29 protein-coding genes are annotated in these 25,846 nt (G+C 53.4%); 13 read left to right on the top strand and 16 right to left on the bottom strand.

All coding sequences use genetic code 11. The features are described 5' to 3' along the window. Nucleotides 1-48 precede the first annotated feature (48 nt). A complete protein-coding gene (gene tldD, locus JG725_RS11535) occupies nucleotides 49-1,494 on the top strand; it encodes a metalloprotease TldD (protein ID WP_199378084.1) in 1,446 nt (481 codons plus the stop codon). A gap of 467 nt (nucleotides 1,495-1,961) precedes the next feature. Further along, nucleotides 1,962-3,563: a methyl-accepting chemotaxis protein gene (locus JG725_RS11530; protein WP_199378082.1), complete on the top strand. Its 1,602-nt coding sequence runs from the start codon at nucleotides 1,962-1,964 to the stop codon at nucleotides 3,561-3,563. Between the two features lie 166 nt (nucleotides 3,564-3,729). Here JG725_RS11530 and yjgA read toward each other — a convergent pair whose 3' ends face one another. Continuing rightward, the gene (gene yjgA / locus JG725_RS11525; protein ID WP_172290388.1) at nucleotides 3,730-4,281 is read right to left on the bottom strand and encodes a ribosome biogenesis factor YjgA; all 552 of its coding nucleotides are present in this window, start codon (nucleotides 4,279-4,281) and stop codon (nucleotides 3,730-3,732) included. A gap of 233 nt (nucleotides 4,282-4,514) precedes the next feature. Between yjgA and pmbA the strand changes: the two genes are divergently transcribed. Further along, nucleotides 4,515-5,855, top strand: coding sequence for a metalloprotease PmbA (pmbA, locus tag JG725_RS11520; RefSeq protein WP_172290387.1), 1,341 nt, complete (start codon nucleotides 4,515-4,517; stop codon nucleotides 5,853-5,855). 87 nt (nucleotides 5,856-5,942) lie between these two features. Here the strand turns inward: pmbA and rnk are convergent, their stop codons facing one another. The 12 genes from rnk to JG725_RS11460 all read right to left on the bottom strand — a co-directional run bounded on the left by rnk (nucleotide 5,943) and on the right by JG725_RS11460 (nucleotide 14,620). After that, a complete protein-coding gene (gene rnk, locus JG725_RS11515) occupies nucleotides 5,943-6,353 on the bottom strand; it encodes a nucleoside diphosphate kinase regulator (RefSeq protein ID WP_172290386.1) in 411 nt (136 codons plus the stop codon). A gap of 163 nt (nucleotides 6,354-6,516) precedes the next feature. Continuing rightward, a complete protein-coding gene (npr, locus tag JG725_RS11510) occupies nucleotides 6,517-6,789 on the bottom strand; it encodes a PTS phosphocarrier protein NPr (RefSeq protein WP_172290385.1) in 273 nt (90 codons plus the stop codon). Continuing rightward, nucleotides 6,789-7,640, bottom strand: a complete 852-nt coding sequence (gene rapZ / locus JG725_RS11505; RefSeq protein WP_172290384.1) for an RNase adapter RapZ — start codon at nucleotides 7,638-7,640, stop codon at nucleotides 6,789-6,791. Before rapZ ends, npr begins: the two co-directional genes overlap by 1 nt. A 139-nt stretch (nucleotides 7,641-7,779) precedes the next feature. Then, nucleotides 7,780-8,253: a PTS IIA-like nitrogen regulatory protein PtsN gene (gene ptsN, locus JG725_RS11500; RefSeq protein ID WP_199378111.1), complete on the bottom strand. Its 474-nt coding sequence runs from the start codon at nucleotides 8,251-8,253 to the stop codon at nucleotides 7,780-7,782. A gap of 97 nt (nucleotides 8,254-8,350) precedes the next feature. Next, entirely contained in the window at nucleotides 8,351-8,638 is a 288-nt protein-coding gene (gene hpf / locus JG725_RS11495; protein ID WP_172290382.1) for a ribosome hibernation promoting factor, read from the bottom strand. Between the two features lie 23 nt (nucleotides 8,639-8,661). Then, complete coding sequence (gene rpoN / locus JG725_RS11490) at nucleotides 8,662-10,095, bottom strand: RNA polymerase factor sigma-54 (protein ID WP_172290381.1); 1,434 nt, start codon at nucleotides 10,093-10,095, stop codon at nucleotides 8,662-8,664. Between the two features lie 56 nt (nucleotides 10,096-10,151). Continuing rightward, complete coding sequence (gene lptB, locus JG725_RS11485) at nucleotides 10,152-10,877, bottom strand: LPS export ABC transporter ATP-binding protein (RefSeq protein WP_172290380.1); 726 nt, start codon at nucleotides 10,875-10,877, stop codon at nucleotides 10,152-10,154. A 3-nt stretch (nucleotides 10,878-10,880) separates the two neighbouring features. Next, nucleotides 10,881-11,453: a lipopolysaccharide ABC transporter substrate-binding protein LptA gene (gene lptA, locus JG725_RS11480; protein ID WP_172290379.1), complete on the bottom strand. Its 573-nt coding sequence runs from the start codon at nucleotides 11,451-11,453 to the stop codon at nucleotides 10,881-10,883. Then, entirely contained in the window at nucleotides 11,434-12,000 is a 567-nt protein-coding gene (gene lptC / locus JG725_RS11475; protein WP_172290378.1) for an LPS export ABC transporter periplasmic protein LptC, read from the bottom strand. Before lptC ends, lptA begins: the two co-directional genes overlap by 20 nt. Further along, nucleotides 11,997-12,563, bottom strand: coding sequence for a 3-deoxy-manno-octulosonate-8-phosphatase KdsC (gene kdsC / locus JG725_RS11470; protein WP_199378080.1), 567 nt, complete (start codon nucleotides 12,561-12,563; stop codon nucleotides 11,997-11,999). The genes lptC and kdsC overlap by 4 nt, the downstream gene beginning before the upstream one ends. A gap of 74 nt (nucleotides 12,564-12,637) precedes the next feature. Further along, nucleotides 12,638-13,624, bottom strand: a complete 987-nt coding sequence (kdsD, locus tag JG725_RS11465) for an arabinose-5-phosphate isomerase KdsD (protein ID WP_199378078.1) — start codon at nucleotides 13,622-13,624, stop codon at nucleotides 12,638-12,640. Nucleotides 13,625-13,657: 33 nt separating this feature from the next. Continuing rightward, nucleotides 13,658-14,620, bottom strand: coding sequence for a calcium/sodium antiporter (locus JG725_RS11460; protein WP_172290375.1), 963 nt, complete (start codon nucleotides 14,618-14,620; stop codon nucleotides 13,658-13,660). A gap of 305 nt (nucleotides 14,621-14,925) precedes the next feature. Here JG725_RS11460 and mlaF point away from each other — a divergent pair, with 305 nt between their 5' ends. The 7 genes from mlaF (at nucleotide 14,926) to murA (ending at nucleotide 19,757) form a co-directional block, all read left to right on the top strand. After that, on the top strand, nucleotides 14,926-15,741 hold the full coding sequence (mlaF, locus tag JG725_RS11455) for a phospholipid ABC transporter ATP-binding protein MlaF (RefSeq protein ID WP_172290374.1): 816 nt from the start codon (nucleotides 14,926-14,928) through the stop codon (nucleotides 15,739-15,741). Between the two features lie 7 nt (nucleotides 15,742-15,748). Beyond that, entirely contained in the window at nucleotides 15,749-16,531 is a 783-nt protein-coding gene (gene mlaE, locus JG725_RS11450) for a lipid asymmetry maintenance ABC transporter permease subunit MlaE (RefSeq protein WP_172290373.1), read from the top strand. Nucleotides 16,532-16,535: 4 nt separating this feature from the next. Beyond that, complete coding sequence (mlaD, locus tag JG725_RS11445) at nucleotides 16,536-17,102, top strand: outer membrane lipid asymmetry maintenance protein MlaD (protein WP_172290372.1); 567 nt, start codon at nucleotides 16,536-16,538, stop codon at nucleotides 17,100-17,102. Nucleotides 17,103-17,114: 12 nt separating this feature from the next. Continuing rightward, entirely contained in the window at nucleotides 17,115-17,744 is a 630-nt protein-coding gene (gene mlaC / locus JG725_RS11440) for a phospholipid-binding protein MlaC (RefSeq protein WP_199378076.1), read from the top strand. 29 nt (nucleotides 17,745-17,773) lie between these two features. After that, a complete protein-coding gene (gene mlaB / locus JG725_RS11435) occupies nucleotides 17,774-18,067 on the top strand; it encodes a lipid asymmetry maintenance protein MlaB (protein WP_172290370.1) in 294 nt (97 codons plus the stop codon). Between the two features lie 120 nt (nucleotides 18,068-18,187). Further along, nucleotides 18,188-18,442, top strand: coding sequence for a BolA family iron metabolism protein IbaG (gene ibaG, locus JG725_RS11430; RefSeq protein WP_172290369.1), 255 nt, complete (start codon nucleotides 18,188-18,190; stop codon nucleotides 18,440-18,442). Nucleotides 18,443-18,494: 52 nt separating this feature from the next. Next, on the top strand, nucleotides 18,495-19,757 hold the full coding sequence (gene murA, locus JG725_RS11425; RefSeq protein WP_172290368.1) for a UDP-N-acetylglucosamine 1-carboxyvinyltransferase: 1,263 nt from the start codon (nucleotides 18,495-18,497) through the stop codon (nucleotides 19,755-19,757). A gap of 69 nt (nucleotides 19,758-19,826) precedes the next feature. Here the strand turns inward: murA and degS are convergent, their stop codons facing one another. The 3 genes from degS to zapG all read right to left on the bottom strand — a co-directional run bounded on the left by degS (nucleotide 19,827) and on the right by zapG (nucleotide 23,042). Then, entirely contained in the window at nucleotides 19,827-20,918 is a 1,092-nt protein-coding gene (gene degS / locus JG725_RS11420) for an outer membrane-stress sensor serine endopeptidase DegS (protein ID WP_172290367.1), read from the bottom strand. A 136-nt stretch (nucleotides 20,919-21,054) separates the two neighbouring features. Further along, nucleotides 21,055-22,425: a serine endoprotease DegQ gene (degQ, locus tag JG725_RS11415; protein WP_172290366.1), complete on the bottom strand. Its 1,371-nt coding sequence runs from the start codon at nucleotides 22,423-22,425 to the stop codon at nucleotides 21,055-21,057. 212 nt (nucleotides 22,426-22,637) lie between these two features. Further along, nucleotides 22,638-23,042: a Z-ring associated protein ZapG gene (gene zapG, locus JG725_RS11410; protein ID WP_172290365.1), complete on the bottom strand. Its 405-nt coding sequence runs from the start codon at nucleotides 23,040-23,042 to the stop codon at nucleotides 22,638-22,640. 222 nt (nucleotides 23,043-23,264) lie between these two features. On the opposite strand from zapG, the gene zapE reads away from it, so the two are divergent. The 3 genes from zapE (at nucleotide 23,265) to rpsI (ending at nucleotide 25,467) form a co-directional block, all read left to right on the top strand. Further along, a complete protein-coding gene (gene zapE / locus JG725_RS11405) occupies nucleotides 23,265-24,395 on the top strand; it encodes a cell division protein ZapE (RefSeq protein WP_172290364.1) in 1,131 nt (376 codons plus the stop codon). A gap of 235 nt (nucleotides 24,396-24,630) precedes the next feature. Further along, a complete protein-coding gene (gene rplM, locus JG725_RS11400) occupies nucleotides 24,631-25,059 on the top strand; it encodes a 50S ribosomal protein L13 (RefSeq protein WP_121573560.1) in 429 nt (142 codons plus the stop codon). A 15-nt stretch (nucleotides 25,060-25,074) separates the two neighbouring features. Continuing rightward, the gene (rpsI, locus tag JG725_RS11395) at nucleotides 25,075-25,467 is read left to right on the top strand and encodes a 30S ribosomal protein S9 (RefSeq protein ID WP_172290363.1); all 393 of its coding nucleotides are present in this window, start codon (nucleotides 25,075-25,077) and stop codon (nucleotides 25,465-25,467) included. Nucleotides 25,468-25,846: the final 379 nt, after the last annotated feature.

The raw sequence follows: 25,846 nt of genomic DNA, 5'->3' as shown, positions 1-25,846 counted from the left end.
CATCCGCGGCGCGTTCACCCGATTTCATCTAATAAAGAGTGAAAAAATATGAGTCTGTCTTTTGTCAGTGAGCAATTACTCACCGCAAACAAATTGAATCTTCAGGATCTGTCCTCTGTGCTGGGGTTGCTGAATGAACGTCGTCTGGATTATGCCGACCTCTATTTTCAGTCCAGCTATCATGAGTCGTGGGTGCTGGAAGATCGCATCATCAAGGACGGCTCCTACCATATCGATCAGGGCGTGGGGATCCGCGCCATTAATGGCGAAAAAACGGGTTTTGCCTATGCCGACCAGATCACGCTGAATGCGTTGCAGCAAAGCGCGCAGGCCGCTCGCAGCATTGTGCGCGAACAGGGGGCGGGAACGGCGCATACGCTGGGTGAGGTCTCTCACCGTGCGCTTTATCCCCAGTTTAATCCGCTGGATAGCCTGAGCCGTGAAGACAAGATCGCGTTGTTGCAAAAGGCCGATTCGATGGCGCGCGCCGCCGATGCCCGCGTGCAGGAAGTGACCGCCAGCCTGACCGGCGTGTACGAGTTAGTGCTGGTGGCGGCCACCGACGGTACGCTGGCGGCGGATGTTCGCCCGTTGGTTCGTCTGTCTATTAGCGTATTGGTCGAAGCGGACGGCAAGCGTGAACGCGGCGCCAGCGGAGGTGGATCGCGCAGCGGTTATGACTATTTCTGGGAAATCGTCGACGGCGAAGTCCGCGTGGAAGCCTGGGCCAAAGAAGCGGTACGCATGGCGTTGGTAAACCTGTCGGCGATCGCCGCGCCGGCAGGTTCGATGCCGGTGGTGCTGGGCGCGGGGTGGCCGGGGGTGCTGTTGCATGAAGCGGTCGGGCACGGTCTGGAAGGCGATTTTAACCGCCGCGGAACCTCGGTATTCAGTGGCCAGATGGGCAAACAGGTGGCGTCCGAATTTTGTACGGTGGTTGATGACGGCACGCTGCAAGGGCGTCGCGGTTCATTGGCTATGGATGATGAAGGCGTGCCGGGACAGTATAACGTGCTGATTGAGAACGGCATTCTGAAAGGCTACATGCAGGATAAACTGAATGCCCGCCTGATGGGCGTTGCTCCGACCGGTAACGGCCGCCGTGAATCTTATGCGCATCTGCCGATGCCGCGTATGACCAATACCTATATGCTGGCTGGAAAATCAACGCCGGAAGAGATTATCGCCAGCGTTGAATACGGTTTGTATGCGCCGAATTTTGGCGGTGGTCAGGTGGATATCACTTCCGGTAAGTTTGTGTTCTCCACGTCGGAAGCTTATCTGATTGAAAAGGGTCGAGTGACCACGCCAGTGAAAGGCGCCACGCTGATTGGTTCCGGCATTGAAGCCATGCAACAGATCTCGATGGTAGGAAACGATTTGGCGCTGGATAAAGGCGTGGGCGTGTGTGGCAAAGAGGGGCAAAGCCTGCCGGTTGGCGTTGGACAGCCGACGCTGAAGCTGGATAACCTTACCGTGGGCGGAACAGCCTAATTACCGGCTGAATATGGTCTGCTTAAAAAGGCGCGAGCTGCGATAGGCTCGCGCCTTTTTTATTTTTCTTAAAAGATAAATCAGGATATTTTCTCAATATTTTTTCCTGTCATTAGGATATTTTCCTGACTTTTCTCATGGTCCTATTTAATGGCGGACGCTGGGCCGATTATATTTTTATCCATATTATTCTCTTTAAGATATTTATATTTTCCTCTTGATTGATAATGTGAAGCATTAATATTAACGTGGCAAAAATTAATAATTATTCAACAATTTACGTGTGAAACTATTGCAATGCTAAAGATAAGCTATCTGGTGATATATACTATATATTTATAAAAATATAACACTATTGGCTTAGTTTATTTAACTTAATGGATGATCATCCCAAATAAATAATATGTGATAAAGATCTATCGACGATGGACGATAGACACCGTTGTTAATATTTTAAGAGGTGGGCAATGTTTAAGAAAGTGAAAATAAGCTTGGGGCTGACAATAATTATTGGATTGTTCAGTCTTTCGCTTATCTGTGTTAGCGCTTTTAGTCTTAATGCGCTGACAAAAAGTAAAAATGCGCTGTACACCATCGACAGAATTGAAGGCGATCAGCTCAACCCTGTCTATGAATTATATGCTGATTTATTAAGCGGAAGGATCGTTTCTTATCATATCGCCATGGCCAGGGAAGATGGAAAAGATACGAAAATCATGGAGGAGAAGGCTAACCGTTACTTAAAGTCAGCAAATCAGCATATGGAAGCGTTACGCGGCATTGTCCCGGTGACGGAACATGGCCGACAGCTGCGTCTCAATATTGAGAAAGCCTATGATGCCTATATGAAAGAGGGTATCGCTCCTGCGCAGCAGGCGCTGGATTTAGGTAACCTGGATCTTTTTTACCAGTTGATGACCACAACGGTGTCGTATAAAGGCGAGGCGCTTCAGAAAAGCATTGGCGAGTTTTCCAATTTCGCCAGGGAGTTGGGCGATCGGGAAATCGACCATTCGTTGCATTCCTATAAAATCAACATGGGCGTTATCATCGCGACGATTGCGTTAACTATCGTTTTGATTATTCTGGCGAAAATTCTGGTGAGCACCATTATTTTCACCCCGATCAACGAGGCTAAACATTTCTTCAGCCTGATTGCAAAAGGCGACTTATCCCTGGAAATTCCGCATCAGCCGAAAACGGAAATGGGGGGATTATTGACGTCGCTGGAGGATATGAAGCAGTCGCTGAAAGTCATTGTTTCAGATGTCAGAGAGTCGTCTGAAGTCATTTCGGTCGGGACTCGCCAGATTTCCGCTGGTAACCAGGACTTATCGTCACGGACGGAAGAACAGGCTTCATCAATTGAGCAGACCGCCGCCAGCATGGAAGAATTGACCTCGTCGGTAAAACAAAATACCGAAAATACCAGACTGGTGACGGGGATGACGGAAAATATGGCCGCGTTGGCGCAAAAGAACGGCAGCAATATTACCAATATTGTTAACCGCATCCATGATATTTCGGAAAGCTCGGAGAAGATCTCAAGCATTATCGGTGTTATCGACTCCATTGCTTTTCAGACCAATATTCTGGCCTTGAATGCCGCAGTGGAAGCCGCCCGCGCCGGTGAAGCCGGGAAAGGTTTCGCCGTGGTGGCATCCGAGGTGCGTAATCTGGCGCAGCGCAGCGCGACATCGGCCAAGGAAATCAAAGAGCTGATTGAAGACACCGATAATAAAATTCAGCAAGGCTCGGCGCTGGCTTCGGTATCCGGCAATGATATGGAAACATTGCTGGCGGAAGTGAATAAAGTGAAGGAATTAATTGCCGGTATCTCGTTGGCCTCGGAAGAACAAAGTCAGGGGATCGGGCAGGTCAATGTCGCGGTGACGCAGTTAGAACAGGTCGCACAGCAGAATGCCGCACTGGTTGAAGAGGCGTCATCGGCAACCAATTCGCTGGCCGAGCAGGCCGATTTGTTGGAGGCGGCCATGCGCGTCTTTACCCTATCCCGCATGAACGGCGTTGACGCCGCCAGCGGTAACGTTCTTATCGGCAGAGGATAAGCCTGGCGTGGCTGGCTGAATGTGGTTAGTCGGCGCTAAGCGCATTCAATGCCGGGATCGGTTGTTTCCCGGGCAAAAGAGCGGCGATTTAGACCGCTCTTTTTTATTGGCGGCTATCTGCCGCCACCGCTACAGGCCGCCGCCACCGCGGCTTTTTATTACCCGCCTATTCGCTGGTTTCCGCCAGCTCGCGCAGATACTGAAAAATCTGGCGGGTGGATTTTGGCGGCTTATTGGCCGCTTTTTCTTTTTGGGCGTTACGCACCAGCGAACGTAGCTGTTGGCGATCGGCATTCGGGTAAAGCGCCAGAATATCCGGAATGGCGTCATCCCCTTCCGCCACCAGACGATCGCGCAGCAGTTCCAGCTTGTGGAACAGCACAACCTGCTGATTATGGCGGTTCTTCAGTTTATCCAGCGCCGCCTGAATCGGCTCCGGATCGCGAGCGCGCAGCATTTTGCCGATCAGTTGCAACTGGCGACGACGGCCTTCTTTCTTGATGCGTTGCGCCAGTTCAACCGCCGCGCGCAGATCGTCATCCAGCGGGATCTTCTCCAACGCATTTTTACCCAGCTCAACCAGTTCTGCGCCCAGTTCTTTCAGCGCTTCGGCATCGCGTTTTATCTCGCTTTTGCTGACCCAGATGATTTCATCATCGTCGTCTTCTGCGTTATTGTCCGGGACTTCATCAAGCCAGTCTTCGGGTTTGTTGTTCATGGTTGGTTCCTAAAAAAATTTTCAGGATAAATCGTTAACGCCGCTGGCCGCGGCCCTGAAAGTTGCAGGCTGGTCGCCCGCCATAATAAAGAGGCCGATCCTAACAGGTTTGGGCTTTGTGCGAAATTATTCGCCGATCCTGTTAGACTGAGAGGCATTATGCTACACCTTTTTAACCCCTTCATCTTTCAAGTTGCAGGTGTGTTGGTTTTTTCACTCATTATGGCAGAACGATGACAATAATCACTCAGGTTGCACAACAGCGTAAAGCGCTGGAACAGGCGGTGGCACAGGCGCTGGAACTGGCCCGTGCGGGCTCTGATGCGGCGGAAGTCGCCGTGTCGAAAACGACGGGGATTGGCGTTAGCACCCGCTATGGTGAGGTTGAAAACGTTGAATTTAACAGCGACGGCGCGCTGGGCATCACGGTGTACCACCAGCAGCGCAAGGGCAGCGCATCGTCAACCGATCTCAGCCCGGACGCCATCGCCCGTACGGTGCAGGCGGCGCTGGATATTGCCCGTTACACTTCCGTCGATCCTTTCGCCGGGCCTGCGGATAAAGAGTTGCTGGCCTTTGAAGCCCCGGATCTGGATCTGTTTCACCCGGCGGAGCTGGATGCGGAGCGCGGTATTGAACTGGCCGCGCGCGCCGAACAGGCTGCGCTGAAGGCCGACACGCGAATCACCAATACCGAAGGCGGCAGTTTCAACAGCCATTACGGTATCAAAGTGTTTGGCAACAGCCACGGCATGCTGCAAAGCTATTGCTCCAGCCGCCATTCCATGTCCAGTAGCGTGATCGCCGAAGTGAATGGCGATATGGAGCGCGATTACGCCTATACCATCGGCCGTTCGCTGGATGATATGAAAACCCCCGAGTGGGTCGGGCAAGAGTGCGCGCGCCGCACCTTATCCCGTTTGTCGCCGCGCAAACTTCCAACCATGCAGGCGCCGATACTGTTCGCCGCGGAAGTGGCGACAGGGCTGTTCGGCCATTTGGTCGGCGCCATCAGCGGCGGCAGCGTGTACCGTAAATCGACTTTCCTGCTGGATAAACTGGGCCAGCAGATTTTGCCGGAATGGCTGACGATTGAGGAATTGCCGCATTTACGCAAAGGGCTGGCATCGACGCCGTTCGACAGCGAAGGCGTGCGCACCCAGCAGCGGGAGGTTGTGAAAGACGGCGTGTTACAAACCTGGCTGCTGACCAGCTACGCCGCTCGCAAGCTGGGCATGAAAAGCACCGGACATGCGGGAGGTATCCATAACTGGCGCATTGCGGGACAAGGGCTGGATTTTGACGGCCTGCTCAGGAAGATGGGGAAAGGGCTGTTGGTCACCGAATTGATGGGGCAGGGCGTCAGCGGCGTGACGGGCGATTATTCCCGCGGCGCTTCCGGTTTCTGGGTGGAAAACGGTGAAATTCAATATCCGGTTAGTGAGATCACCATCGCGGGTAATCTGAAAGACATGTTGCGCAACATCGTCACGATCGGCAATGACATCGAAACGCGCAGTAATATTCAGTGTGGGTCGGTGTTGCTGCCTGAAATGAAGATCGCGGGGGAATAAGCGGAAACGGCATGACAGCGGTGTGATCTTGCGACCGTCACCGTCGGCGTTGTCCGACGGTTTGTCATTTCTCTGCGTTATCGCCGTTTAGCGGTGATACTCGCCCGCCGCTTCCGGCTGATAAAGCAGTTCCAGCACTTCGATATGCGCCTCGTCGCCGTTCGGCAACCGCCAGACGATGGTGTCGCCCACATGCATGCCCAGCAATGCCGCGCCCAGCGGCGCCATGACGGACAAGTGTTCCTTGCTGTCTTGCACTGCCGCCGGATAAACCAGCGTGCGGGTGTGTTCTTCGTTAGCGCTCAGATCGCGGAAACGTACCCGACTGTTCATGGTGACCACATCCGCAGGGATATTGACGGAAGGTAAAATTTCCGCCCGATCAAGCTCGTCGTTCAGGGCCTGGGCGATATCGCTGCCGGCAAAGGCGGGCTGCTCCAGTAACATATCCAGACGTTCCGCATCCAATTCACTGATTGTCAGGTTGGGTTTCGTCATACTCCTCTCCAGTTTTTATTTCCAGATGACAAAAAAGCAACACCCCCGCGCCAGTGGAGCGGGGGTGTGTATAAAAAAAAGCGTTGTCTGGAAAGAGTAGGTGTTTCTCAGCAGAAAGGAAAGCGATCGCCGTCACGAAGATGATGAACGTCTGTGAATGCCTTTATTCTTCGTCAAATCCGGCTTCGAATAGCTCAATCACGGCTGCCAGCGCCAGCTCTTCATCCGGGCCGGAGGCTTCCACTTCGATGAAACGGCCTTTGGCCGAGTCCAGCATCAGCATGGCGATCACGCTGCTGGCCTCGGCTTCCGTACCGCTGTCATTGCGCAACATGACTTCCGCATTAAAGCTTTGCACCAGTTCAAACAGCTTCACGGCTGGCCGGGCATGCATGCCCAGCTTGTTTTTGATTTCCACCGTTTGTCTGATGGTCATTATTTACGTTTTTCTAATGTGCGATGGCGGGACTGTACGTTTTTGCCGCGCGAGCGGAAATAATCAGCCAACTGCTCGGCGATGTAAACGGAACGGTGTTTGCCGCCGGTACAGCCAATCGCCACCGTCAGGTAGCTGCGATTATTGGTTTCCAGCATGGGCAGCCACAGTTCCAGATAGCTGCGGGTCTGATAGATAAAATTATGTACTTCGGTGTGCCGATCGAGGAAGGCGGCGACGGGTTTATCCAGACCGGTCATCGGACGTAATTTCGGGTCCCAGTGGGGATTGGGCAGGAAACGCACATCAAACACATAGTCGGCATCGATCGGGATGCCGTGCTTATAGCCGAAAGATTCAAACACCATGGTCAGCTCGCGCTCCCGTTTGCCAAGCAGGCGGGTACGCAGCATTTCGGCCAGTTCATGCACCGACATTTCAGAGGTGTCGATAATCAGATCGGCGCGCGAGCGCAGCGGCTCCAGCAGATCGTTCTCTTCATCGATAGCGCTTTCCAGCGACAGATTCTTGCTGGACAGCGGGTGCAGACGGCGGGTATCGCTGTAACGGCGGATCAACGTATTGCGATCGGCATCCAGAAACAGCAACTGCGGCGAGAAACTTTGCGGCAGTTGCGCCATCGCGTGCTCAAATATTTCCGGCGACTCCGGCATATTGCGTACGTCAATGCTGACCGCGGCGGAGATATTGCGCTCGGCCAGCGTGCTGGCCAATTCCGGCAGCAGAACTACAGGCAGGTTGTCTACACAGTAGAACCCCATATCTTCCAGCGCGCGCAGAGCGACAGATTTTCCTGAGCCTGAACGACCACTGACGATCATCAGCACCATCTGACGACTCCCCTTTGGCTACGTGATGGAGAACGGCTATTGCCATTGTTTTCACAATCAATTGTCGGAACATAAATTGTCGGGACACGATTATTACCGCGCATATCGCCATCCATCATAAGCATCACTATCACCTGAGCTAACCGGCTTCCGTCATAATCTGATAGAGTTCTTCATCGCTTTGCGCGGCGCGCAGGCGCCGACACACGGTTTTATCGGCCAATCGTTTGGCGACAAGCGATAAAGTATGTAAATGGGTTTTACATTGTTCTGCCGGAACCAGCAAGGCAAAAAGTAAATCAACGCCTTGGTTATCAATCGCATCGAAGGCGATAGGCTGTTCTAACTGGATAAATACCCCAACGGCTCCCAGCGCATTGTCATCCTCAAGCTTACCGTGAGGAATGGCGATGCCATTACCGATGCCGGTGCTGCCCATTCGCTCCCGGGTGAGAAGGGCGTCAAAAATAATCTGTGAAGACAGATTAAGCTGTTTGGCCGCCAGCTCGCTGATGATTTCCAATGCCCGTTTTTTACTTTGGCAATGGACGGAGCTACGGACGCACTCGGGACGTAACACTGTGCTGAGTTGCAAAACGGGAACGTTGTTCATTTTATATTCACTTAACGACACTTTCACTTCTGGTGAGCCCGGCCCATACGATATGTGGGCCGGGCCGATTCCCTGCCTAAACCGGCAGGGAGAAAAATCAGTGCTGTTTAAGCTTATCCTTATGCTTATTGAGCTGTCGGGCCAGTTTATCGATCAACAAATCAATGGCGGCATACATATCTTCCGCTTCCGATGTGGCATGCAGCTCTCCGCCATTAACATGGAGCGTGGCGTCGGCGATTTTTTGTACTTTCTCCACTTTAAGCACCACATTGACCTGATTAATGCGGTCGAAATATTGCTCTAATTTGGCAAACTTGGTGTTCACGAAATCGCGCAGCGGTTCCGTAATTTCGATGTGGTGTCCGGTAATGTTGAGCTGCATAGTGTCTTCCTTCTCTGTTGAGATCAAACCAGTTGTTTACGCTGGTTCGACGGTGGGATAGATAAAGACTCTCGGTATTTCGCCACGGTACGCCGCGCCACAATGATGCCCTGTTCAGAAAGCAACGTGGTCAGCTTGCTGTCGCTTAGCGGTTTGGCGGGATTTTCCGCAGCAATTAATTTTTTAACCAGTGCCCGGATAGCCGTCGACGAAGCTTCACCCCCGCTGTCGGTATTTACGTGGCTGGAGAAGAAATATTTTAGTTCAAAAATGCCGCGGGGGCTGTGCAGAAACTTTTGCGTCGTCACCCGGGAAATCGTGGATTCATGCATATCCACCACCTGGGCAATATCCGCCAGCACCATCGGTTTCATGAATTCTTCGCCCTGTTCAAAAAAATCCTGCTGCTGTTCGACAATGCAGCGGGTGACTTTGAGCAGGGTATCATTACGGCTTTCCAGGCTTTTTATTAACCAGCGCGCTTCCTGTAGATGGCTGCGGATAAACTGACCGTCGCTGTCGCTGCGCGCGCTGTTGCCCAGCGCGGCATATTGCTGATTAATCTGTAACCGCGGAACGCTGTCGGTATTCAGCTCCACCACCCAGTGTCCCTGGATTTTGCGTACCAGCACGTCGGGAATGACGTATTCGGACTCGCCGGTATTAATTGACTGCCCCGGACGGGGATCGAGGGACTGAATCAGCGCCAATGCTTCTTTCAGCGCCTCTTCTTTTAACCGTGTGGCGCGGATCAGGCTGCGGAAATCATGGTTGGCCAGCAGATCGAGATGGTCGCTGACAATCAGTCGGGCTTCGGTAAGACGAGGCGTATCGTCCGCAAACTGGGAAAGCTGAACCAGCAGACAATCGCGCAGATCGCGGGCGGCGACGCCAACGGGATCAAAACGCTGTACGCGTTTGAGCACGGCTTCCACTTCATCCAGCGTGACGTTTTCATCGCCGATGCTGTCGAGAATATCTTCCAGCGGCACGGTGAGATAACCGGTGTTGTCCACGGCATCGACGATAGAGGTGGCGATGGCGGCATCGGTATCGGAAAAAGGCGTCAGCTCGACCTGCCACATCAGGTAATCCTGAAGCGTCTGAGTGGTTTCGCCCTGGTAGATCGGCAACTCTTCATCACGATAATCGGTGCCGGTGCCCGACGGCGTGCCTGCGGAATAGATTTCGTCCCAGGTCGCGTCAAGCGGTAACTCTTCCGGCATGTCCTTGTGCTCAAGCGCTTCACCGGTATCCAGTGAATCACTGTCGGTTGTCTCGAAAGACTCTATTTCTTCATGATTGTCCGTTTGCTCTAGTAACGGATTGCTTTCCAGCGCCAATTGGATCTCTTGTTGCAGTTCAAGCGTGGACAGTTGCAACAGACGGATCGCCTGTTGTAGCTGCGGAGTCATGGCCAGTTGCTGGCTAAGCCTGAGTTGCAAACCTTGCTTCATGTAGCGCTAACTTCCTTATATTTATTTTATGTCGTCAATTAAAAAATCCTACCCTATCAGAGTCGGAAGCCTTCGCCCAGATAGACACGTTTTACCTGTTCGTCGGCCAGAATTTCCGTAGGTGAGCCGTGAGCGATTAAATGCCCCTGACTGACGATATAGGCGCGCTCACAGACATCCAGCGTTTCGCGGACGTTATGATCGGTAATCAACACGCCCAGTCCGCTGTCGCGCAGATGTTCGATTATTTTTTTTATATCAATCACCGAAATAGGATCGACGCCGGCGAAAGGCTCATCCAGCAGGATGAATTTAGGATTCGCCGCCAGCGCGCGGGCAATTTCCACCCGGCGTCTTTCGCCACCGGAAAGCGATTGTCCCAGACTATCGCGCAAATGAATAATATGGAATTCTTCCATTAGTTCATTGGCGCGATCTTCCTGCTGTTCCGAGGTCAGATCCTTGCGGATCTGTAATATCGCCATCAGATTGTCATACACGCTCAGCCGGCGAAAGATCGACGCTTCCTGCGGTAAATAGCCAATCCCGCGCAGCGCGCGATCGTGAAGAGGCAGCAGGCTGATATCTTCATCATCGATCACGATCCGCCCTGCATCGCGCGGCACGATCCCCACAACCATATAAAACGTCGTGGTTTTCCCTGCGCCGTTGGGGCCCAACAGACCGACAATCTCACCGGAGTTGACCGTCAGGCTGACATTTTCCACGACCTTACGGCCTTTATACGCTTTAGCCAGATTTTCTGCGATTAATGTTGCCATACGTTATTCAGTGACTCGCGGTTTCGGTTGTTGAGAGGTGGAGGTTTGTCCCGGGTTCTCTTTCTGCTGAAGCTGGGAGGGAACTAATACCGTCGTAACACGTTTGCCCTGGTCGCTGAACGCTTCCATCTGTTGTTGCTTCACCAGATAGGTGATGCGGTCGCCTTTTACATTGCTATCCATCTGTTCCAGATAGGCATTACCGGTCAGCACCAGAAAATCATTGGCGAGCTCATAGCGGATTTTCTGGGCATGGCCTTTCACCGGCTTGCCGTTATCCTGCATCTGGTAAAAGGTGACCGGATTGCCATAGCCTTCAACCACTTCGCGGCCTTGCTCGCCCTGCGGGCGTATCACGATAACCTTATCGGCTTTAACCTCAATCGTTCCCTGCTTGACCACCACGTTGCCGGTAAAGGTCACCGTGTTGCCTTGCATATCGAGGGATTGCTGGGCTGAATCGATATGAATGGGCTGATTGCTGTCCCCGGTGACGGCGAAGATCGGAGCGCTGACGGCTAACAGCGAGCTGGCGAGCAGGGCATTGCGCATCTGTTTATTTGTTTTGAATTTCATAAGAAGTTTTTACCTTTTCGATCAACTCGGCTGTCTTTTCACGCAGATTACCACGCATTTTCATCCCGTTAGAGGTGAAACTGGCGCCGTACAGGGTGACTTCGTCGTCGGAAGAGACGTCCTGCGTGACCAGATTTACCTGGGCATTGTCCGTTTTTATCCGCTCCAACTGTGAGTCATTGGTCAGACTATTGACCTCAACGTGACCGTACAGATAGAGCATTCTGTCTTTGGTCAGCTTGGCGCGATCGGCGCGTACCGACCAGGTGGCCGTGCCTTGTTCGTTAAACAGCGTGGCGACAGGCGTGGTAAACCAGCTAAGCTGTTCGTCGCTAAAATACTCGGCTTTGTCGGAAACCAGCCGGTAACTGAGTTTTCCGGCGGGGCTGTAAACCTGCGTCGTCGTTTTCTCGCTGGTATAAACCGGCACCGCGGTATCCTGCTGTTCCGGCGGCGATTGGCCCTCCTGATCGGCTACATTCCAGCCGATCAGAATGAGAGCCAGCAAAGCCAGCAAGGCTGTCAGCCAACGCTTTGTTTTACTCATATCGACAACCCTTTGGCATGCTCCAGCTTATTCTGTGAGAACAGAATTAAATCGCAAAGTTCACGCACCGCGCCGCGGCCTCCCGCAATACGTGTTACATAATCGGCCCGCGGCAACAGTAACGGATGGGCGTCGGCCACGGCAACGCTTAAACCGACTTGCGCCATCACCGGCCAGTCGATCAGATCGTCGCCGATATAGGCAACCTGATCGGCCGTCACCGCCAGTTTATCCAACAGATCGCGGAAGGCCAAAAGCTTGTCCGACTGCCCCTGATAAAGGTGGGTGATCCCCAATGTTTTACAGCGATCGACGAGCATATTGGCCGTTCGGCCGGTAATAATGGCGACGTCGATACCGGAGGTCAGCAAACAGCGGATACCGTAGCCATCCCGGACGTTAAACGTTTTCAGTTCTTCGCCCTGATTGCCCATGTAGATCAGGCCGTCGGACAATACGCCGTCAACGTCGCTGATCAACAGCCGGACGTCGCGGGCTTTATCCAGTACCCGTTGATCGACAGGCCCGTAACAGGTATCGGTTTGCGCCCTGATTTCACTCATTCACGTTTATCCTTGGTTCTCTTACCCTACAGCATTTAGCACCGCGTACGGTATGGTTACACAGAAATGATCGATCACACCACGCCGGCGCGCAGCATATCGTGCATGTGAACGATGCCGAGCAGGCGATCGTCCTCCGCGACCAGTAACGACGTGATATGGCGCGACTGCATCAGATTGAGGGCATCCACCGCCAGCGTTTGCGGCGTGACGCGAATACCGCCGGCGGTCATCACATCAGCAATACGGGCGCTGTTCAAGTCAATCTTCATGTCGAAAATCCGGCGCAGGTCGCCATCGGTGAAGATGCCCAGGATTTTCATATCCGCACCGCAGATTACCGTCATCCCTAAATTTTTGCGCGTAATTTCCAACAGCGCGTCACGCAGGGAGGCGTCATGGGGGACGTGCGGGATCTCATCGCCCGAATGCATGATATCGCTGACGCGCAGCAGAAGTTTACGGCCCAGCGCGCCGCCGGGGTGGGATAAAGCAAAATCTTCCGGGGTAAAACCGCGCGCCTGTAATAATGCGACGGCCAGCGCGTCCCCCATCACCAGCGTGGCGGTGGTGCTGCTGGTCGGCGCCAGTCCGAGCGGGCAGGCTTCCTGCGGAACATGAATGCACAGATGAATATCGGCGGCTTTTCCCATCGTGCTTTCGGGATTGCCGGTCATGCAAATCAGAAACACTTTCAGACGTTTCAGCACCGGGATCAGCGATAGAATTTCATGTGATTCGCCCGAGTTGGAAATGGCGATCACGATATCGTGCGGCGTCACCATGCCCAGATCGCCGTGGCTGGCTTCGCCGGGATGAACAAAGAAGGCGGGCGTGCCGGTACTGGCAAAGGTGGCGGCCATTTTGCAACCGATATGACCGGATTTCCCCATGCCCATCACCACCACTTTCCCCTGGCAGTAGAAGATCTTTTCGCAAGCCCGGGTGAAGTTATCGTCAATATACTGGTCTAGTTGCCCCAGCCCGTCGCGTTCAATACTCAGTACCTGCTTGCCCGCCTGCTGAAAATCAAAACCGGGTTGTAGTTCAAAATGTGACATACCTGGATAATCCTGCTTGTTTTGATGTTCTGGTTAAGAAAACAGCAATACCGAAAGGTAGGCAACGAAAGCACATAACAAAAGTGCGCCGGCGCCTTGTCCGATGCTGCGTTTCCTGCTGAGGCAAAGCGCCGTCAACAGCGCGCTGGCTCCCAGCATGACCCAATAATCGCGCTGGAATGCGAGCGGATTGAGCGCGCCCGGAGAAAGCAGCGCCGGCACGCCCAGCACGATCACGAGATTGAAAATATTCGAACCGATGAGATTGCCCAGCGCAATATCATCTTCTTTTTTCAACGTGCCAACAATCGCGGTCGCCAACTCCGGCAGACTGGTGCCGACCGCCAGCACCGTCAGGCCGATGGTCAGTTCGCTGAGATGAAAATGGCGGGCGATCACGGTGGCGTTGTCGATCACCATGCGGGCGGCCATAGGTAAAATAATCAGGCCGAGGATCAGCCATAAAATGGCCACCGTCTGGTTGCCGTCTTCCTGCGGCAATTCGGCCAACTGTTCCCGGGTCAGGCTATCGACCTCTTCCTGCTGCGCCTGCCGTGCTATTCTAAGTACCAGCAGCATAAGCAGCCCGGCGGCGATCAGCAGTATCACGCCGTCGGCGCGGCTCAGATAACTATCATGCAGTAAAAAGCCGCACAAAACAGTGACCAGCAGCATCGGCGGAAACTCCCGGCGCAATAGCGCCGAATGTACCGTCAATGGGCGAATCAGCGCCGCGCTGCCGAGGATTAACAGAATATTCGCGATATTGGAGCCAAGCACGTTGCCGACCGCCATATCGATCTGATGGTTTAACGCGGCGGTTACCGAGACAATCAATTCAGGCAGGGAGGTGCCGAAACCGACGATGGTCATGCCGATAATCAGCGGCGGTATGCCAAAAGAACGCGCAAGGATCGCGGCGCCATATACCAGGCGATCAGCGCCATAAACCAGTAATACCAGGCCAACAATCAAGAGTGTTGTCGCAAAAAGCATGCGGCGTCCTTTATTAAGGTATAATCACCGGTTCATTTGGGTATATAAACCAGCCGTTCTGGACGAATTTTCGACAAAAAAGCGTTTTTCATCATTAGCGCTAATTCTGACTGTGTGAGGCGAAAAAGTAAAACCTATGGCGGTTTTGTTCCGCTTCTTTGGATAAGAACGTACCGTAATTTTTTGTAAAACTCGGGCTTTGACGAATATCAGCCATTAGGATTGAGTGATGGGGCCGCATTACCGTTATTGGTTTAAAACTGACGATCGTAGATAACACGCTGATCGGTAAGGAATATGAGAGAATGAACCATAAGGATACCAATCTGGTTGAGATCCGCGGGCTGAGTTTCCGACGCGGAGAACGGCAGATTTTTACAGATATCACGCTGAACGTTCCCAAGGGGAAAGTCACCGCGATTATGGGGCCTTCCGGTATTGGTAAAACGACGTTGCTGCGTTTAATCGGCGGGCAGTTGCAGCCAGATAGCGGTGAAATCTGGTTTGACGGCGATAATATTCCGACGCTTTCACGTTCCGCGCTGTATGACGCCCGCAAGAAAATGAGCATGTTGTTCCAGTCCGGCGCGTTATTTACCGACCTGAATGTGTTTGATAATGTCGCCTGGCCGCTGCGTGAACACAGCCGTTTGCCGGAGCCGCTGTTGCGTAGCACGGTGATGATGAAGCTTGAGGCCGTGGGGCTGCGGGGCGCCGCAGAACTCATGCCCGCCGAGCTTTCCGGCGGCATGGCCCGCCGTGCGGCGCTGGCGCGGGCGATTGCGCTTGATCCGCAACTGATTATGTTTGATGAACCCTTCGTCGGGCAGGATCCGATCACCATGGGAACCTTGGTAAAGCTGATTGATGAACTGAATCATGCGTTGGGCGTCACGTGTATTGTCGTTTCCCATGATGTGCCGGAAGTGATGAGCATCGCCGATTATGCGTATATTGTTGCCGACCAGCATGTGGTGGCGGAAGGCACGGCGGCGCAATTGCAAGCCAATGACGACTCCCGCGTGCGTCAGTTTCTGGACGGTATTGCCGATGGGCCGGTCCCTTTCCGTTTTCCGGCGGGTGACTATAAAGCCGCGCTGTTAGGTTCGGCAGGGAGTTAACGAATTCATGTTATTACAGGCGTTGGCGTCGCTGGGACGTCAGGGAATTTCTACCTGCGCTTCCTTTGGGCGCGCCGGACTGATGCTGTTTAATGCGTTAGTGGGTAAACCGGAGTTCAGGAAACAGTGGCCGCTGTTAATCAAACAGCTATACAGCGTCGGGGTTCAGTCGCTGTTAATCATTATGGTGTCCGGCCTGTTTATCGGTATGGTGCTGGGGTTGCAAGGCTATTTGGTGCTGACCACCTATAGCGCCGAAGCCAGTTTGGGCATGATGGTGGCGATTTCGTTGCTGCGTGAGCTTGGCCCGGTGGTCACGGCATTGTTGTTTGCCGGTCGCGCGGGGTCGGCCCTGACGGCGGAGATCGGTCTGATGAAGGCCACCGAACAGCTTTCCAGTATGGAAATGATGGCGGTCGATCCGCTGCGGCGGGTGGTCGCCCCGCGTTTTTGGGCCGGGTTAATCAGTATGCCGCTGCTGGCGATCATTTTTGTCGCCGTCGGCATCTGGGGCGGGGCGCTGGTCGGCGTCGAATGGAAAGGTATAGACAGCGGTTTTTTCTGGTCGGCTATGCAGGGCGCCGTTGAATGGCGGCACGACCTGTTGAACTGCCTGATTAAAAGTATCGTGTTCGCGATTACCGTAACCTGGATTGCACTGTTTAATGGTTATGATGCGATTCCGACCTCCGAAGGGATCAGCCGTGCGACGACGCGTACCGTCGTGCACTCATCATTAGCGGTATTAGGATTGGATTTTGTGCTGACAGCACTGATGTTTGGGAACTGAGTCGATGCAAACCAAGAAAAGTGAAATTTGGGTTGGCGCATTTATGCTGATTGCGCTGTGTGCCATTATCTTTTTGTGCCTGAAAGTCGCCGATATCAAGTCTATCGGAAACCAGCCGACGTATCGTTTGTACGCGACGTTCGACAATATTGGCGGGTTGAAAACCCATTCGCCGCTCAGAATCGGCGGTGTGGTGGTTGGCCGGGTAGCGGACATTTCGCTGGATGAAAAAACCTACCTTCCCCGCGTAGCGCTGGATATTCAACAACGCTACGACCATATTCCGGATACCAGCTCGCTGGCGATCCGCACCTCGGGTCTGCTGGGCGAGCAATATCTGGCATTGAATGTCGGTTTTGAGGATGAAGAGATGGGCACCTCAATACTGAAAGACGGCGGTGTGATTCAGGACACCAAGTCCGCCATGGTGCTGGAAGATCTCATCGGTCAATTCCTATATAAGAGCGGCGGCAATAGCGAGGATAATACCGGCCAGGCGACGTCTGCCCCGGCAACGGATTCGGCCGTCGCGCCTGGACCTCAAGGCCAGCCCGTTACTTCACATCCATAAGAGGATACCTGCATGTTGAAACGTTTACTGATGGTCGCTTTACTGGTGGTCGCACCATTAGCCAACGCGGCGGATCAAACGAACCCGTACCGTTTGATGAGCGAAGCCGCGCAAAAGACGTTCGATCGTCTGAAAACCGAGCAGCCGCGGATCAGACAAAACCCCGACTATCTGCGTAACGTAGTGCGTGAAGAACTTTTGCCGTATGTACAGGTAAGGTATGCCGGCGCGTTAGTGCTGGGCCGTTATTATAAAGATGCGACCCCCGCCCAACGCGATGCCTATTTCAAGGCGTTTGAAGCCTATCTGGAACAGGCATACGGCCAGGCTTTGGCGTTATATCACGGGCAAACCTATCAGATTGCCCCGGATCAGCCATTAGGCGATGCCAACATTATCGCTATCCGCGTGACGATTATTGATAACGGCGGCCGCCCGCCGGTGCGTCTTGATTTCCAATGGCGCAAGAACAGTCAGAGCGGCAACTGGCAGGCTTATGACATGATTGCCGAAGGCGTCAGCATGATCACGACCAAGCAAAATGAATGGGCGGCGACATTGCGTCAGAAAGGCGTCGACGGTCTGACCCAGCAGTTAAACGCCGCGGCGAAACAACCGATTACGCTGGATCAGCAAAACTAATCTGGGTAAGAAATATTCTGGGTAGAAAAATGGCTAATGCGCTGAACTGGCAGTCACAGCAATCGACGCTGATTTTATCGGGCGCGCTGGATCGTGAAACGTTGCTGTCGCTCTGGCGGCAACGCGACCTGTTACTGGCGGATAAAACCTCGCTGGATGTCTCCGGGCTGGATCGGGTTGACTCCGCCGGTCTGGCGTTGCTGATTCACTTTTATTACCAGCAGTCCCGGCAAGGCGTCGAACTGAAAATCAACGGGGCGGGCGATCGGTTAAAAACGCTGATAGCCTTGTATAACCTCAACGAAATCATCCCCGTATCTTGAGCGGGATTGTGCGCGTCTGAATTCTCCCCTTTGGCGTTGCACAAGGGGATTTAAGATAGCGGCATATTCATCTAAGATACCATCCTGTTTATCATCTCCCTGACATAGAAATCGAGATCGATGGAAAATAATGAAATTAAAGATGTGCTGATGAATGCATTGGCACTACAGGAAGCCCACGTTTCTGGCGATGGCAGCCATTTTCAGGTCATCGTGGTGGGCGACGTATTTGCCGACATGAGCCGGGTGAAGAAACAGCAAGCTGTTTATGCGCCGCTGGCGGAATACATCGCGGATAACCGTATTCATGCCCTGTCGATCAAGGCCTATACGCCGGAAGAATGGCAGCGCGACCGCAAACTGAACGGCTTTTAAGCCGTAGTTATGCGACGTGATATTGGATTTGAAACATTGAGAAACCGCTACTATGGATAAATTTCGTGTGCAGGGGCCAACCCGGCTCTCTGGTGAAGTCACCATTTCCGGGGCCAAGAATGCTGCTCTGCCTATTCTGTTTGCCGCCTTGCTCGCGGAAGAGCCGGTAGAAATCCAGAATGTGCCCAAGTTGCGTGATATCGACACCACGATGAAGTTACTCGACCAACTGGGCGCCCGCGTTGAGCGTAATGGTTCGGTACACGTTGACGCCAGCGCGGTGAATGTATTCTGTGCGCCTTACGATTTGGTGAAAACCATGCGCGCTTCCATTTGGGCGTTGGGGCCGCTGGTGGCGCGTTTCGGGCAGGGGCAGGTTTCACTGCCGGGCGGTTGCGCCATCGGCGCGCGCCCGGTTGATTTGCATATCAACGGCCTTGAACAACTGGGAGCCAAAATCACGCTGGAAGAGGGCTATGTCAAGGCTTCCGTGGACGGCCGTCTGAAAGGCGCGCATATCGTCATGGACAAGGTCAGCGTGGGCGCCACGGTGACCATCATGAGCGCGGCAACGCTGGCCGAAGGTACGACCATCATCGAAAACGCCGCCCGTGAGCCGGAGATTGTCGATACGGCGAACTTCCTCAATACGCTGGGGGCGAAAATCAGCGGCGCGGGGAGCGATAAAATCACCATTGAAGGCGTCGCGCGTTTGGGCGGCGGCGTATATCGCGTCCTGCCGGATCGTATAGAAACCGGAACGTTCCTGGTGGCCGCCGCGATTTCCGGCGGTAACGTGGTCTGCCGCCACACCCGTCCGGAAACGCTGGATGCCGTGCTGGCGAAACTGCGTGAGGCCGGGGCGGATATTGAAATCGGCGAGGATTGGATCAGCCTGGATATGCATGGTCAGCGCCCGAAAGCGGTGACTATCCGTACCGCGCCGCATCCCGGGTTTCCCACCGATATGCAAGCGCAGTTCAGCCTGCTGAATCTGGTGGCTGAAGGAACAGGCGTGATCACCGAAACGATTTTTGAAAACCGCTTTATGCACGTGCCGGAGCTGATCCGCATGGGGGCTCAGGCGGAAATCGAAAGCAATACGGTCATTTGTCACGGTGTGGAAAAACTGTCCGGCGCGCAGGTGATGGCGACGGATCTGCGCGCATCGGCCAGCCTGGTGCTGGCGGGGTGTATTGCCGAAGGCGTGACGGTGGTTGACCGTATTTATCATATCGATCGCGGCTACGAGCGCATTGAAGATAAATTATGCGCGCTGGGCGCCAATATCGAGCGCGTTAAAGCAGGCGACTAGCCGGCGCGGGCCGGGCGGTGGTCTGACCGCCCGGTCTCCGTTTTACTTTCGGCGCGCGGTTTGGCGATCTCAGTTAACCGGAAACTCCTGAATCGTCATATTCAGCGTTATCGATTTTTTATCGCGTTCGATGGTAATGGGGATTACGGTGCCCGGACGTAACTCCGCGACCTGATCCATGGTTTCAATGACCGAGCGGGTAGGCTTGTTGTTAACGCTCAACAGAATATCATTGACCTGAATACCGGCTTTATCCGCCGGCCCTCCCGGATCGACCGTTTTGACCAGGATCCCGCTTAATCTTCCCTGCTCAATGCCTTTGCTGTCGATGTTTTCCATCTGTATACCGTTGATGCCGATATAGCCGCGGATTACCCGACCGTCGCGAATAAGCTTGCCCATCACTTTGGTCGCCAGCGCGACAGGGATGGCGAAGCCAATGCCTTCCGGTGTTTCCCCATCGCTGCTTTTATCAAAAGACAGCGTATTGATGCCGACCAGTTCGCCGAGCGTATTAACCAATGCGCCGCCGGAGTTGCCGTGGTTAATCGATGCGTCGGTTTGCAGCAGGTTTTGGCGGCCATTCTGACGATTATCCTCTCCGGCGGCGCTTAGCCCGACGCGCCCGGTTGCGCTGATAATTCCCTGAGTGATGGTTTGCCCCAGATTGTAGGGATTGCCGATGGCCATCACCACATCGCCGATGTGCGCGATGCGGTCCGGATTAATCGGAATGACGGGCAGGGAAACGCCGTCGATTCGCAGGACGGCCAGATCGGTCAAGCTGTCTGAACCAACGACCATCGCTTCATAGAGTCGGCCATCCTGAAGCGCGACCAGTATTTGCTGTGCGTTATTGATGACATGCTTATTGGTCAGAATATACCCTTTTTCATTCATGATGACGCCAGATCCGAGGGTACGGATATTGAGTTCATTTTGCCGTTCCGGATCGGGAACGCGGTTATATACATTGACCACGGCGGGCGCCGCACGACGAACGCCCTGATAGTAACTCAGCGGCGTATTTTCGGGGGGGCTGTCATTACTCTCATTGTTTTTAAACAACGGCGTATTTGATTGCAGCACGGGCAGAGCGACCAGCAGAATGCCGGCAACGATCACCCCAAGCAGCGCGGAACGGAATAACTTAACAAGCATGAGCGTGTTTTACTGTCGAAAAGGAATATGACAATGAGAATATCATGAGATGATCGGACACCGCAGCGCGCAGTGTCCGATTTTTTACGACGGGCCGTCGCAAGGCGACGTTGAAAAATACGCCGGGCGTCTTGGTTTACCGCAACAGCAGGTAAATGGTTTCGTCGCCGCGTACGATGTTCAGCGCCAGAACGGCAGGCTTGGCCTCCAGAATTTTACGCAACTGGGTGATGTTTTCTACCCGTTCACGATTCACGCCGATAATAATATCGCCTTTCTGCAAGCCCAATTGAGCGGCTGGCGAATCTTTGGCGACGTTATCGATCTGGATGCCTTTGCCGCCGTCTTTCAACTGCCCGTTGGTCAGCGAGGCGCCCTGCAAGGCGGGATACAGCGTTTCGGCGCTGGTGGTGGACGTCGCGCTGTTATCCAGGACGACAGCGACTTCCTGCTGTTTACCTTCACGCAGCAAACCGATTTTCACGGTTGTCCCGGGGGCGGTTGTTCCTATCTTGGCGCGCAGCTCGGCAAAGCTGCTGATCGGTTTTCCGTCCAGCGAGGTGAGGACATCGCCAGCCTTGATGCCGGCTTTTGCCGCCGCGGATTTCGGCAGCACTTCGCTGACGAACGCGCCGCGCTGGGCATCGACCTTGAAGGCTTTAGCCATCTCGGAAGTCATTTCGCTGCCTTTAATGCCCAGGACGCCGCGTTTCACCTCGCCAAACTCAACCAGTTGCTGAGCCAGGTTTTGCGCCATGTTGCTGGGAATGGCGAAGCCGATGCCGATATTTCCGCCTCCGGGCGCCAGAATAGCGGTGTTAATCCCGATCAGCTCGCCGTTAAGGTTGACTAATGCGCCGCCGGAGTTGCCGCGGTTGATTGAGGCATCGGTCTGAATGAAGTTTTCCAACCCTTCCAGATTCAGCCCGCTGCGCCCCAGCGCCGAGATAATGCCGGACGTCGCCGTTTGCCCCAGACCGAAGGGGTTCCCCACCGCAACGGCGAAATCGCCGACGCGCAATCGATCGGAGTCCGCCATTTTGATTTCAACCAGATTTTTGGCATCAACCAGTTGCAGCAAAGCAATATCGCTCTGTTCGTCGCGACCAATCAGTTTGGCTTCATACTCGCGCCCGTCGTTTAACTGTACGCGAATTTTATCCGCATTGTTGATGACGTGATTATTGGTCAGAACATAGCTTTTCGCCGCGTTGATGATGACGCCGGATCCCAACCCTTCAAAGGGGCGGGAGCTTTGTTTATCGGTTGGAAAGTTCGGACCGAAGAAGAATTTAAACTCTTCCGGCACGCGCTGGCGTTGCACCTGGGTGCCCTCGATATGTACGCTGACTACCGCGGGCAGGACTTTTTCCAGCATCGGCGCCAGGCTGGGAAGCTGTTGTTCCTGAACTACTGCGGGCAGCGCAGCGTTCGCCGCCGGGAGCGAGGACAGGGTCAAGCTTATGCTCATGGCCAATGCACTAAATAATAAAGATTTTTTCTTCATTGTTGATTAACTCTCTCACGACCAGCGGATGAATAAAACGATGATATATAAACTTAAACACACGGTGAAGAGTCAGAGTGGTATCAGTGTGTAAAGTTCACTGATGTTTCGTCAGTAGATTGTAACTATAGTCTACGCGACCGGTTTTCATGGGAAGAAAGCAGGTGGAAACGTGAGGCCGGATGAAGCCTCACGCAGTAAGCAAGCCGCGTTTACTTGCGGACCGGGCGTTCTCCGCGTAGCAGGCCCGATGCGCCGTCGGAATAGTCGCGCGGCGGCATATCGACGGGAACCTGATCGTTATCCGATTCAGCTTCCGTTAAGCGATATTTAAACGGGTTGTCCTGACCGGGAATATTCGGCAGCAAACTGTTGGAGCTTTTCGCCATATGCTGGTAAAGCTGACGATAATCGTTCGCCATGTTGTCCAGTAACTCCGCGCTACGGGCAAAATGTCCGACCAGCTCCTGGCGATACTCTTCCAGTTCTGCTTTGCTTTTCTCCAACTCGTGCTGTAATACCTGCTGTTGCCGTAGCTTACGATTGCCAAAACGCATGGCGACAGCACCAATGATAATACCGGCAACCAACCCAATCAGCGCATACTCCCAGGTCATAATGACTCCTATTTTGACTTCGTTGTTCCGTAGGGTTTTTCACTTAATATATAGTCACTATAACCGCTAACCTTGTCTGAGTGGAATCCTGAAGCGTGATGACTTAGGGTTATGTTGACGCATATCTGGCATCAAGGTAGTTAACTGCTACGATTACGGCTCGAATCGACGGCAACGCACGACAAAACACAACTAACTTTTTTCTCAGGGATTGTGATGATTATGCAGCAGACGACACCATTGGCGCTTTACCAGCAGGCGCTGTCAGCCGGAGAGTACCACGCTGACGAGGTTCAGCATCAGACTGTGGTGCAGTTGGACTCGATCCATCGGGCATTGTGCGAGCGCGCCGCGCATCCCGCAGGCGATGCGTCGGGACGACTGGGCAAATGGCGCTCGTGGCTGGGGTTAAGCGATAAAAGCGCTTCCGTTCCTGTTCAGGGCTTATACATGTGGGGCGGGGTGGGAAGAGGCAAGACCTGGCTGATGGATCTTTTTTTTCAAAGCCTGCCCATTAAGCGCAAACTACGGCTGCACTTTCATCGTTTTATGTTGCGGGTGCATGAAGAGCTAAACCAGCTTCAGGGGCAGGAAAATCCATTGGAAAAGGTCGCCGACGGGTTTAAAGCCGAAACGGATGTGCTGTGTTTCGACGAGTTCTTCGTCTCGGATATTACCGACGCCATGTTGCTGGCTGAGCTGCTGCGCGCGTTGTTTGCCCGCGGCATTACGCTGGTGGCCACGTCTAACATTCCGCCGGACGAGTTATATCGCAACGGGTTGCAGCGCGCCCGTTTTCTGCCGGCGATTGCGCTGATTAAACAACATTGCGACGTGCGCAACGTCGATGCGGGCATTGATTATCGGCTGCGGACGCTGACGCAGGCTCATCTTTACCTAACGCCGCTGGATGCCCGCACAGAAGCGGCGATGCAGCAGATGTTTACCCGCTTGTCAGGGCAGCAATGGGTGACGCCGGGGCCGGTTCTTGAGATAAATCATCACCCTTTGCCTACGCTTGGCGCGAGCGACGGCGTACTTGCCGTCGAATTTTCGACGCTGTGCGCGCAAGCGCGCAGCCAGAATGATTACATCGCCCTGTCCCGCCTTTACCATAGCGTGCTGCTGCACAACGTTACGGTGATGGGCAGCGCGGAAGAGAATACCGCCCGCCGTTTTCTGGCGTTGGTCGATGAGTTTTACGAGCGTCGGATTAAACTGATTATTTCCGCGCAGGTATCGATGTTTGAGATTTATCAGGGCGAGCACCTGAGGTTCGAATACCAGCGTTGTTTATCACGCTTGCAGGAAATGCAGAGCGAGGCGTATCTGAGCCAGCCGCATCTGGCGTAAACCGGCGGTGATTTTTCTTGGTCTGGCCGAGAAAAAAGGTCGATCTTTGACGGCGACTTCTCTATAATCCTGCGACCCCACGTTACAACAAAGTTTTTTTCCCAAAAACTTTAATAGTGCCGGCAATGGCTATTCGAAGGGGTAGGTTTGCTGGACTTGATGGTCGTGTGAGCCTCAACTGTTTTTAAGCGTTGGGTGAACACCTGCGTGTAACTAATTATTGGGTAAGCTTTTAATGAAAACTTTTACAGCTAAACCAGAAACCGTAAAACGCGACTGGTACGTTGTTGACGCGAGCGGTAAGACCCTGGGTCGCCTCGCAACTGAACTGGCTAGTCGTCTGCGCGGCAAGCATAAAGCGGAATACACTCCGCACGTTGATACGGGTGATTACATCATCGTTCTGAACGCAGACAAAGTTGCCGTAACCGGTAACAAGCGTTCTGACAAGATTTATTACCATCACACCGGCCACATCGGTGGTATCAAACAAGCGACCTTTGAAGAGATGATTGCCCGCCGTCCTGAGCGCGTGATTGAAATCGCGGTTAAAGGCATGCTGCCGAAGGGCCCGCTGGGTCGTGCCATGTTCCGTAAGCTGAAAGTTTACGCGGGCACCGAGCACAATCACGCGGCACAGCAACCGCAAGTTCTGGACATTTAATCGGGATTATAGGCAATGGCTGAAAATCAATACTACGGCACTGGTCGCCGCAAAAGCTCCGCCGCTCGCGTGTTCATCAAACCGGGCAGTGGTAATATCGTTATCAACCAGCGTAGTCTGGAACAGTACTTCGGTCGTGAAACTGCCCGTATGGTAGTTCGTCAACCGCTGGAACTGATCGACATGGTTGGCAAGTTTGACCTGTACATTACCGTTAAAGGTGGTGGCATCTCCGGTCAGGCTGGTGCGATCCGTCACGGTATCACCCGTGCGCTGATGGAATATGATGAGTCTCTGCGTGGCGAACTGCGTAAAGCCGGTTTCGTTACCCGTGATGCTCGTCAGGTTGAACGTAAGAAAGTCGGTCTGCGTAAAGCACGCCGTCGTCCTCAGTTCTCCAAGCGTTAATTTCCTGCTGCAATTGCAGCGAAATCAATGCGAAAGACCCGGCGCTTGTCGCCGGGTTTTTTATGGAAGGCGGAATGCCTTCCACCCTACGGGCGTATTGCCCGCCACCCTTTGACTCGTTGCTTTGCGACGTTAAAAAGTTTTCCCGGAAATTTTTCTGTCTGAAAGGCTATTTTTGTCGAAAAAAACCTCTTTTTTACTGGGTGTTAATGATGAAATTACGCTAGTACCCCCACAGAATGAACAAAATCTGATAAACTATTCGCCGATTTTATGCCTGTTCGCCAGTGAGTGTTTTTTTCTAAAACGACTGATTTTGTCAGGTGGTTTTCCACTCTGAATGACAAAATGCAGATAAGGGTTTGCAGGATAAAAGCAG

This window comes from Brenneria sp. L3-3C-1, assembly GCF_016456245.1.
Classification (GTDB): domain Bacteria; phylum Pseudomonadota; class Gammaproteobacteria; order Enterobacterales; family Enterobacteriaceae; genus Brenneria.
This window is presented reverse-complemented; position numbering and strand designations above follow the sequence as displayed.

What these genes read in the sequence shown, in the direction of transcription:
- lptB (WP_172290380.1), bottom strand. Translation starts at nt 10,877, where the DNA reads ATGGCAACATTAATCGCAGAAAATCTGGCTAAAGCGTATAAAGGCCGT.
- ptsN (WP_199378111.1), bottom strand. Translation starts at nt 8,253, where the DNA reads ATGAACAACGTTCCCGTTTTGCAACTCAGCACAGTGTTACGTCCCGAG.
- zapE (WP_172290364.1), top strand. Translation starts at nt 23,265, where the DNA reads ATGCAGCAGACGACACCATTGGCGCTTTACCAGCAGGCGCTGTCAGCC.
- mlaB (WP_172290370.1), top strand. Translation starts at nt 17,774, where the DNA reads ATGGCTAATGCGCTGAACTGGCAGTCACAGCAATCGACGCTGATTTTA.
- degQ (WP_172290366.1), bottom strand. Translation starts at nt 22,425, where the DNA reads ATGAAGAAAAAATCTTTATTATTTAGTGCATTGGCCATGAGCATAAGC.
- mlaF (WP_172290374.1), top strand. Translation starts at nt 14,926, where the DNA reads ATGAACCATAAGGATACCAATCTGGTTGAGATCCGCGGGCTGAGTTTC.
- npr (WP_172290385.1), bottom strand. Translation starts at nt 6,789, where the DNA reads ATGACCATCAGACAAACGGTGGAAATCAAAAACAAGCTGGGCATGCAT.
- murA (WP_172290368.1), top strand. Translation starts at nt 18,495, where the DNA reads ATGGATAAATTTCGTGTGCAGGGGCCAACCCGGCTCTCTGGTGAAGTC.
- rpoN (WP_172290381.1), bottom strand. Translation starts at nt 10,095, where the DNA reads ATGAAGCAAGGTTTGCAACTCAGGCTTAGCCAGCAACTGGCCATGACT.
- tldD (WP_199378084.1), top strand. Translation starts at nt 49, where the DNA reads ATGAGTCTGTCTTTTGTCAGTGAGCAATTACTCACCGCAAACAAATTG.
- ibaG (WP_172290369.1), top strand. Translation starts at nt 18,188, where the DNA reads ATGGAAAATAATGAAATTAAAGATGTGCTGATGAATGCATTGGCACTA.
- yjgA (WP_172290388.1), bottom strand. Translation starts at nt 4,281, where the DNA reads ATGAACAACAAACCCGAAGACTGGCTTGATGAAGTCCCGGACAATAAC.
- rnk (WP_172290386.1), bottom strand. Translation starts at nt 6,353, where the DNA reads ATGACGAAACCCAACCTGACAATCAGTGAATTGGATGCGGAACGTCTG.
- rplM (WP_121573560.1), top strand. Translation starts at nt 24,631, where the DNA reads ATGAAAACTTTTACAGCTAAACCAGAAACCGTAAAACGCGACTGGTAC.
- rpsI (WP_172290363.1), top strand. Translation starts at nt 25,075, where the DNA reads ATGGCTGAAAATCAATACTACGGCACTGGTCGCCGCAAAAGCTCCGCC.
- pmbA (WP_172290387.1), top strand. Translation starts at nt 4,515, where the DNA reads ATGACAATAATCACTCAGGTTGCACAACAGCGTAAAGCGCTGGAACAG.
- kdsC (WP_199378080.1), bottom strand. Translation starts at nt 12,563, where the DNA reads ATGAGTGAAATCAGGGCGCAAACCGATACCTGTTACGGGCCTGTCGAT.
- JG725_RS11460 (WP_172290375.1), bottom strand. Translation starts at nt 14,620, where the DNA reads ATGCTTTTTGCGACAACACTCTTGATTGTTGGCCTGGTATTACTGGTT.
- rapZ (WP_172290384.1), bottom strand. Translation starts at nt 7,640, where the DNA reads ATGGTGCTGATGATCGTCAGTGGTCGTTCAGGCTCAGGAAAATCTGTC.
- mlaD (WP_172290372.1), top strand. Translation starts at nt 16,536, where the DNA reads ATGCAAACCAAGAAAAGTGAAATTTGGGTTGGCGCATTTATGCTGATT.
- lptC (WP_172290378.1), bottom strand. Translation starts at nt 12,000, where the DNA reads ATGAGTAAAACAAAGCGTTGGCTGACAGCCTTGCTGGCTTTGCTGGCT.
- zapG (WP_172290365.1), bottom strand. Translation starts at nt 23,042, where the DNA reads ATGACCTGGGAGTATGCGCTGATTGGGTTGGTTGCCGGTATTATCATT.
- kdsD (WP_199378078.1), bottom strand. Translation starts at nt 13,624, where the DNA reads ATGTCACATTTTGAACTACAACCCGGTTTTGATTTTCAGCAGGCGGGC.
- mlaC (WP_199378076.1), top strand. Translation starts at nt 17,115, where the DNA reads ATGTTGAAACGTTTACTGATGGTCGCTTTACTGGTGGTCGCACCATTA.
- JG725_RS11530 (WP_199378082.1), top strand. Translation starts at nt 1,962, where the DNA reads ATGTTTAAGAAAGTGAAAATAAGCTTGGGGCTGACAATAATTATTGGA.
- degS (WP_172290367.1), bottom strand. Translation starts at nt 20,918, where the DNA reads ATGCTTGTTAAGTTATTCCGTTCCGCGCTGCTTGGGGTGATCGTTGCC.
- lptA (WP_172290379.1), bottom strand. Translation starts at nt 11,453, where the DNA reads ATGAAATTCAAAACAAATAAACAGATGCGCAATGCCCTGCTCGCCAGC.
- hpf (WP_172290382.1), bottom strand. Translation starts at nt 8,638, where the DNA reads ATGCAGCTCAACATTACCGGACACCACATCGAAATTACGGAACCGCTG.
- mlaE (WP_172290373.1), top strand. Translation starts at nt 15,749, where the DNA reads ATGTTATTACAGGCGTTGGCGTCGCTGGGACGTCAGGGAATTTCTACC.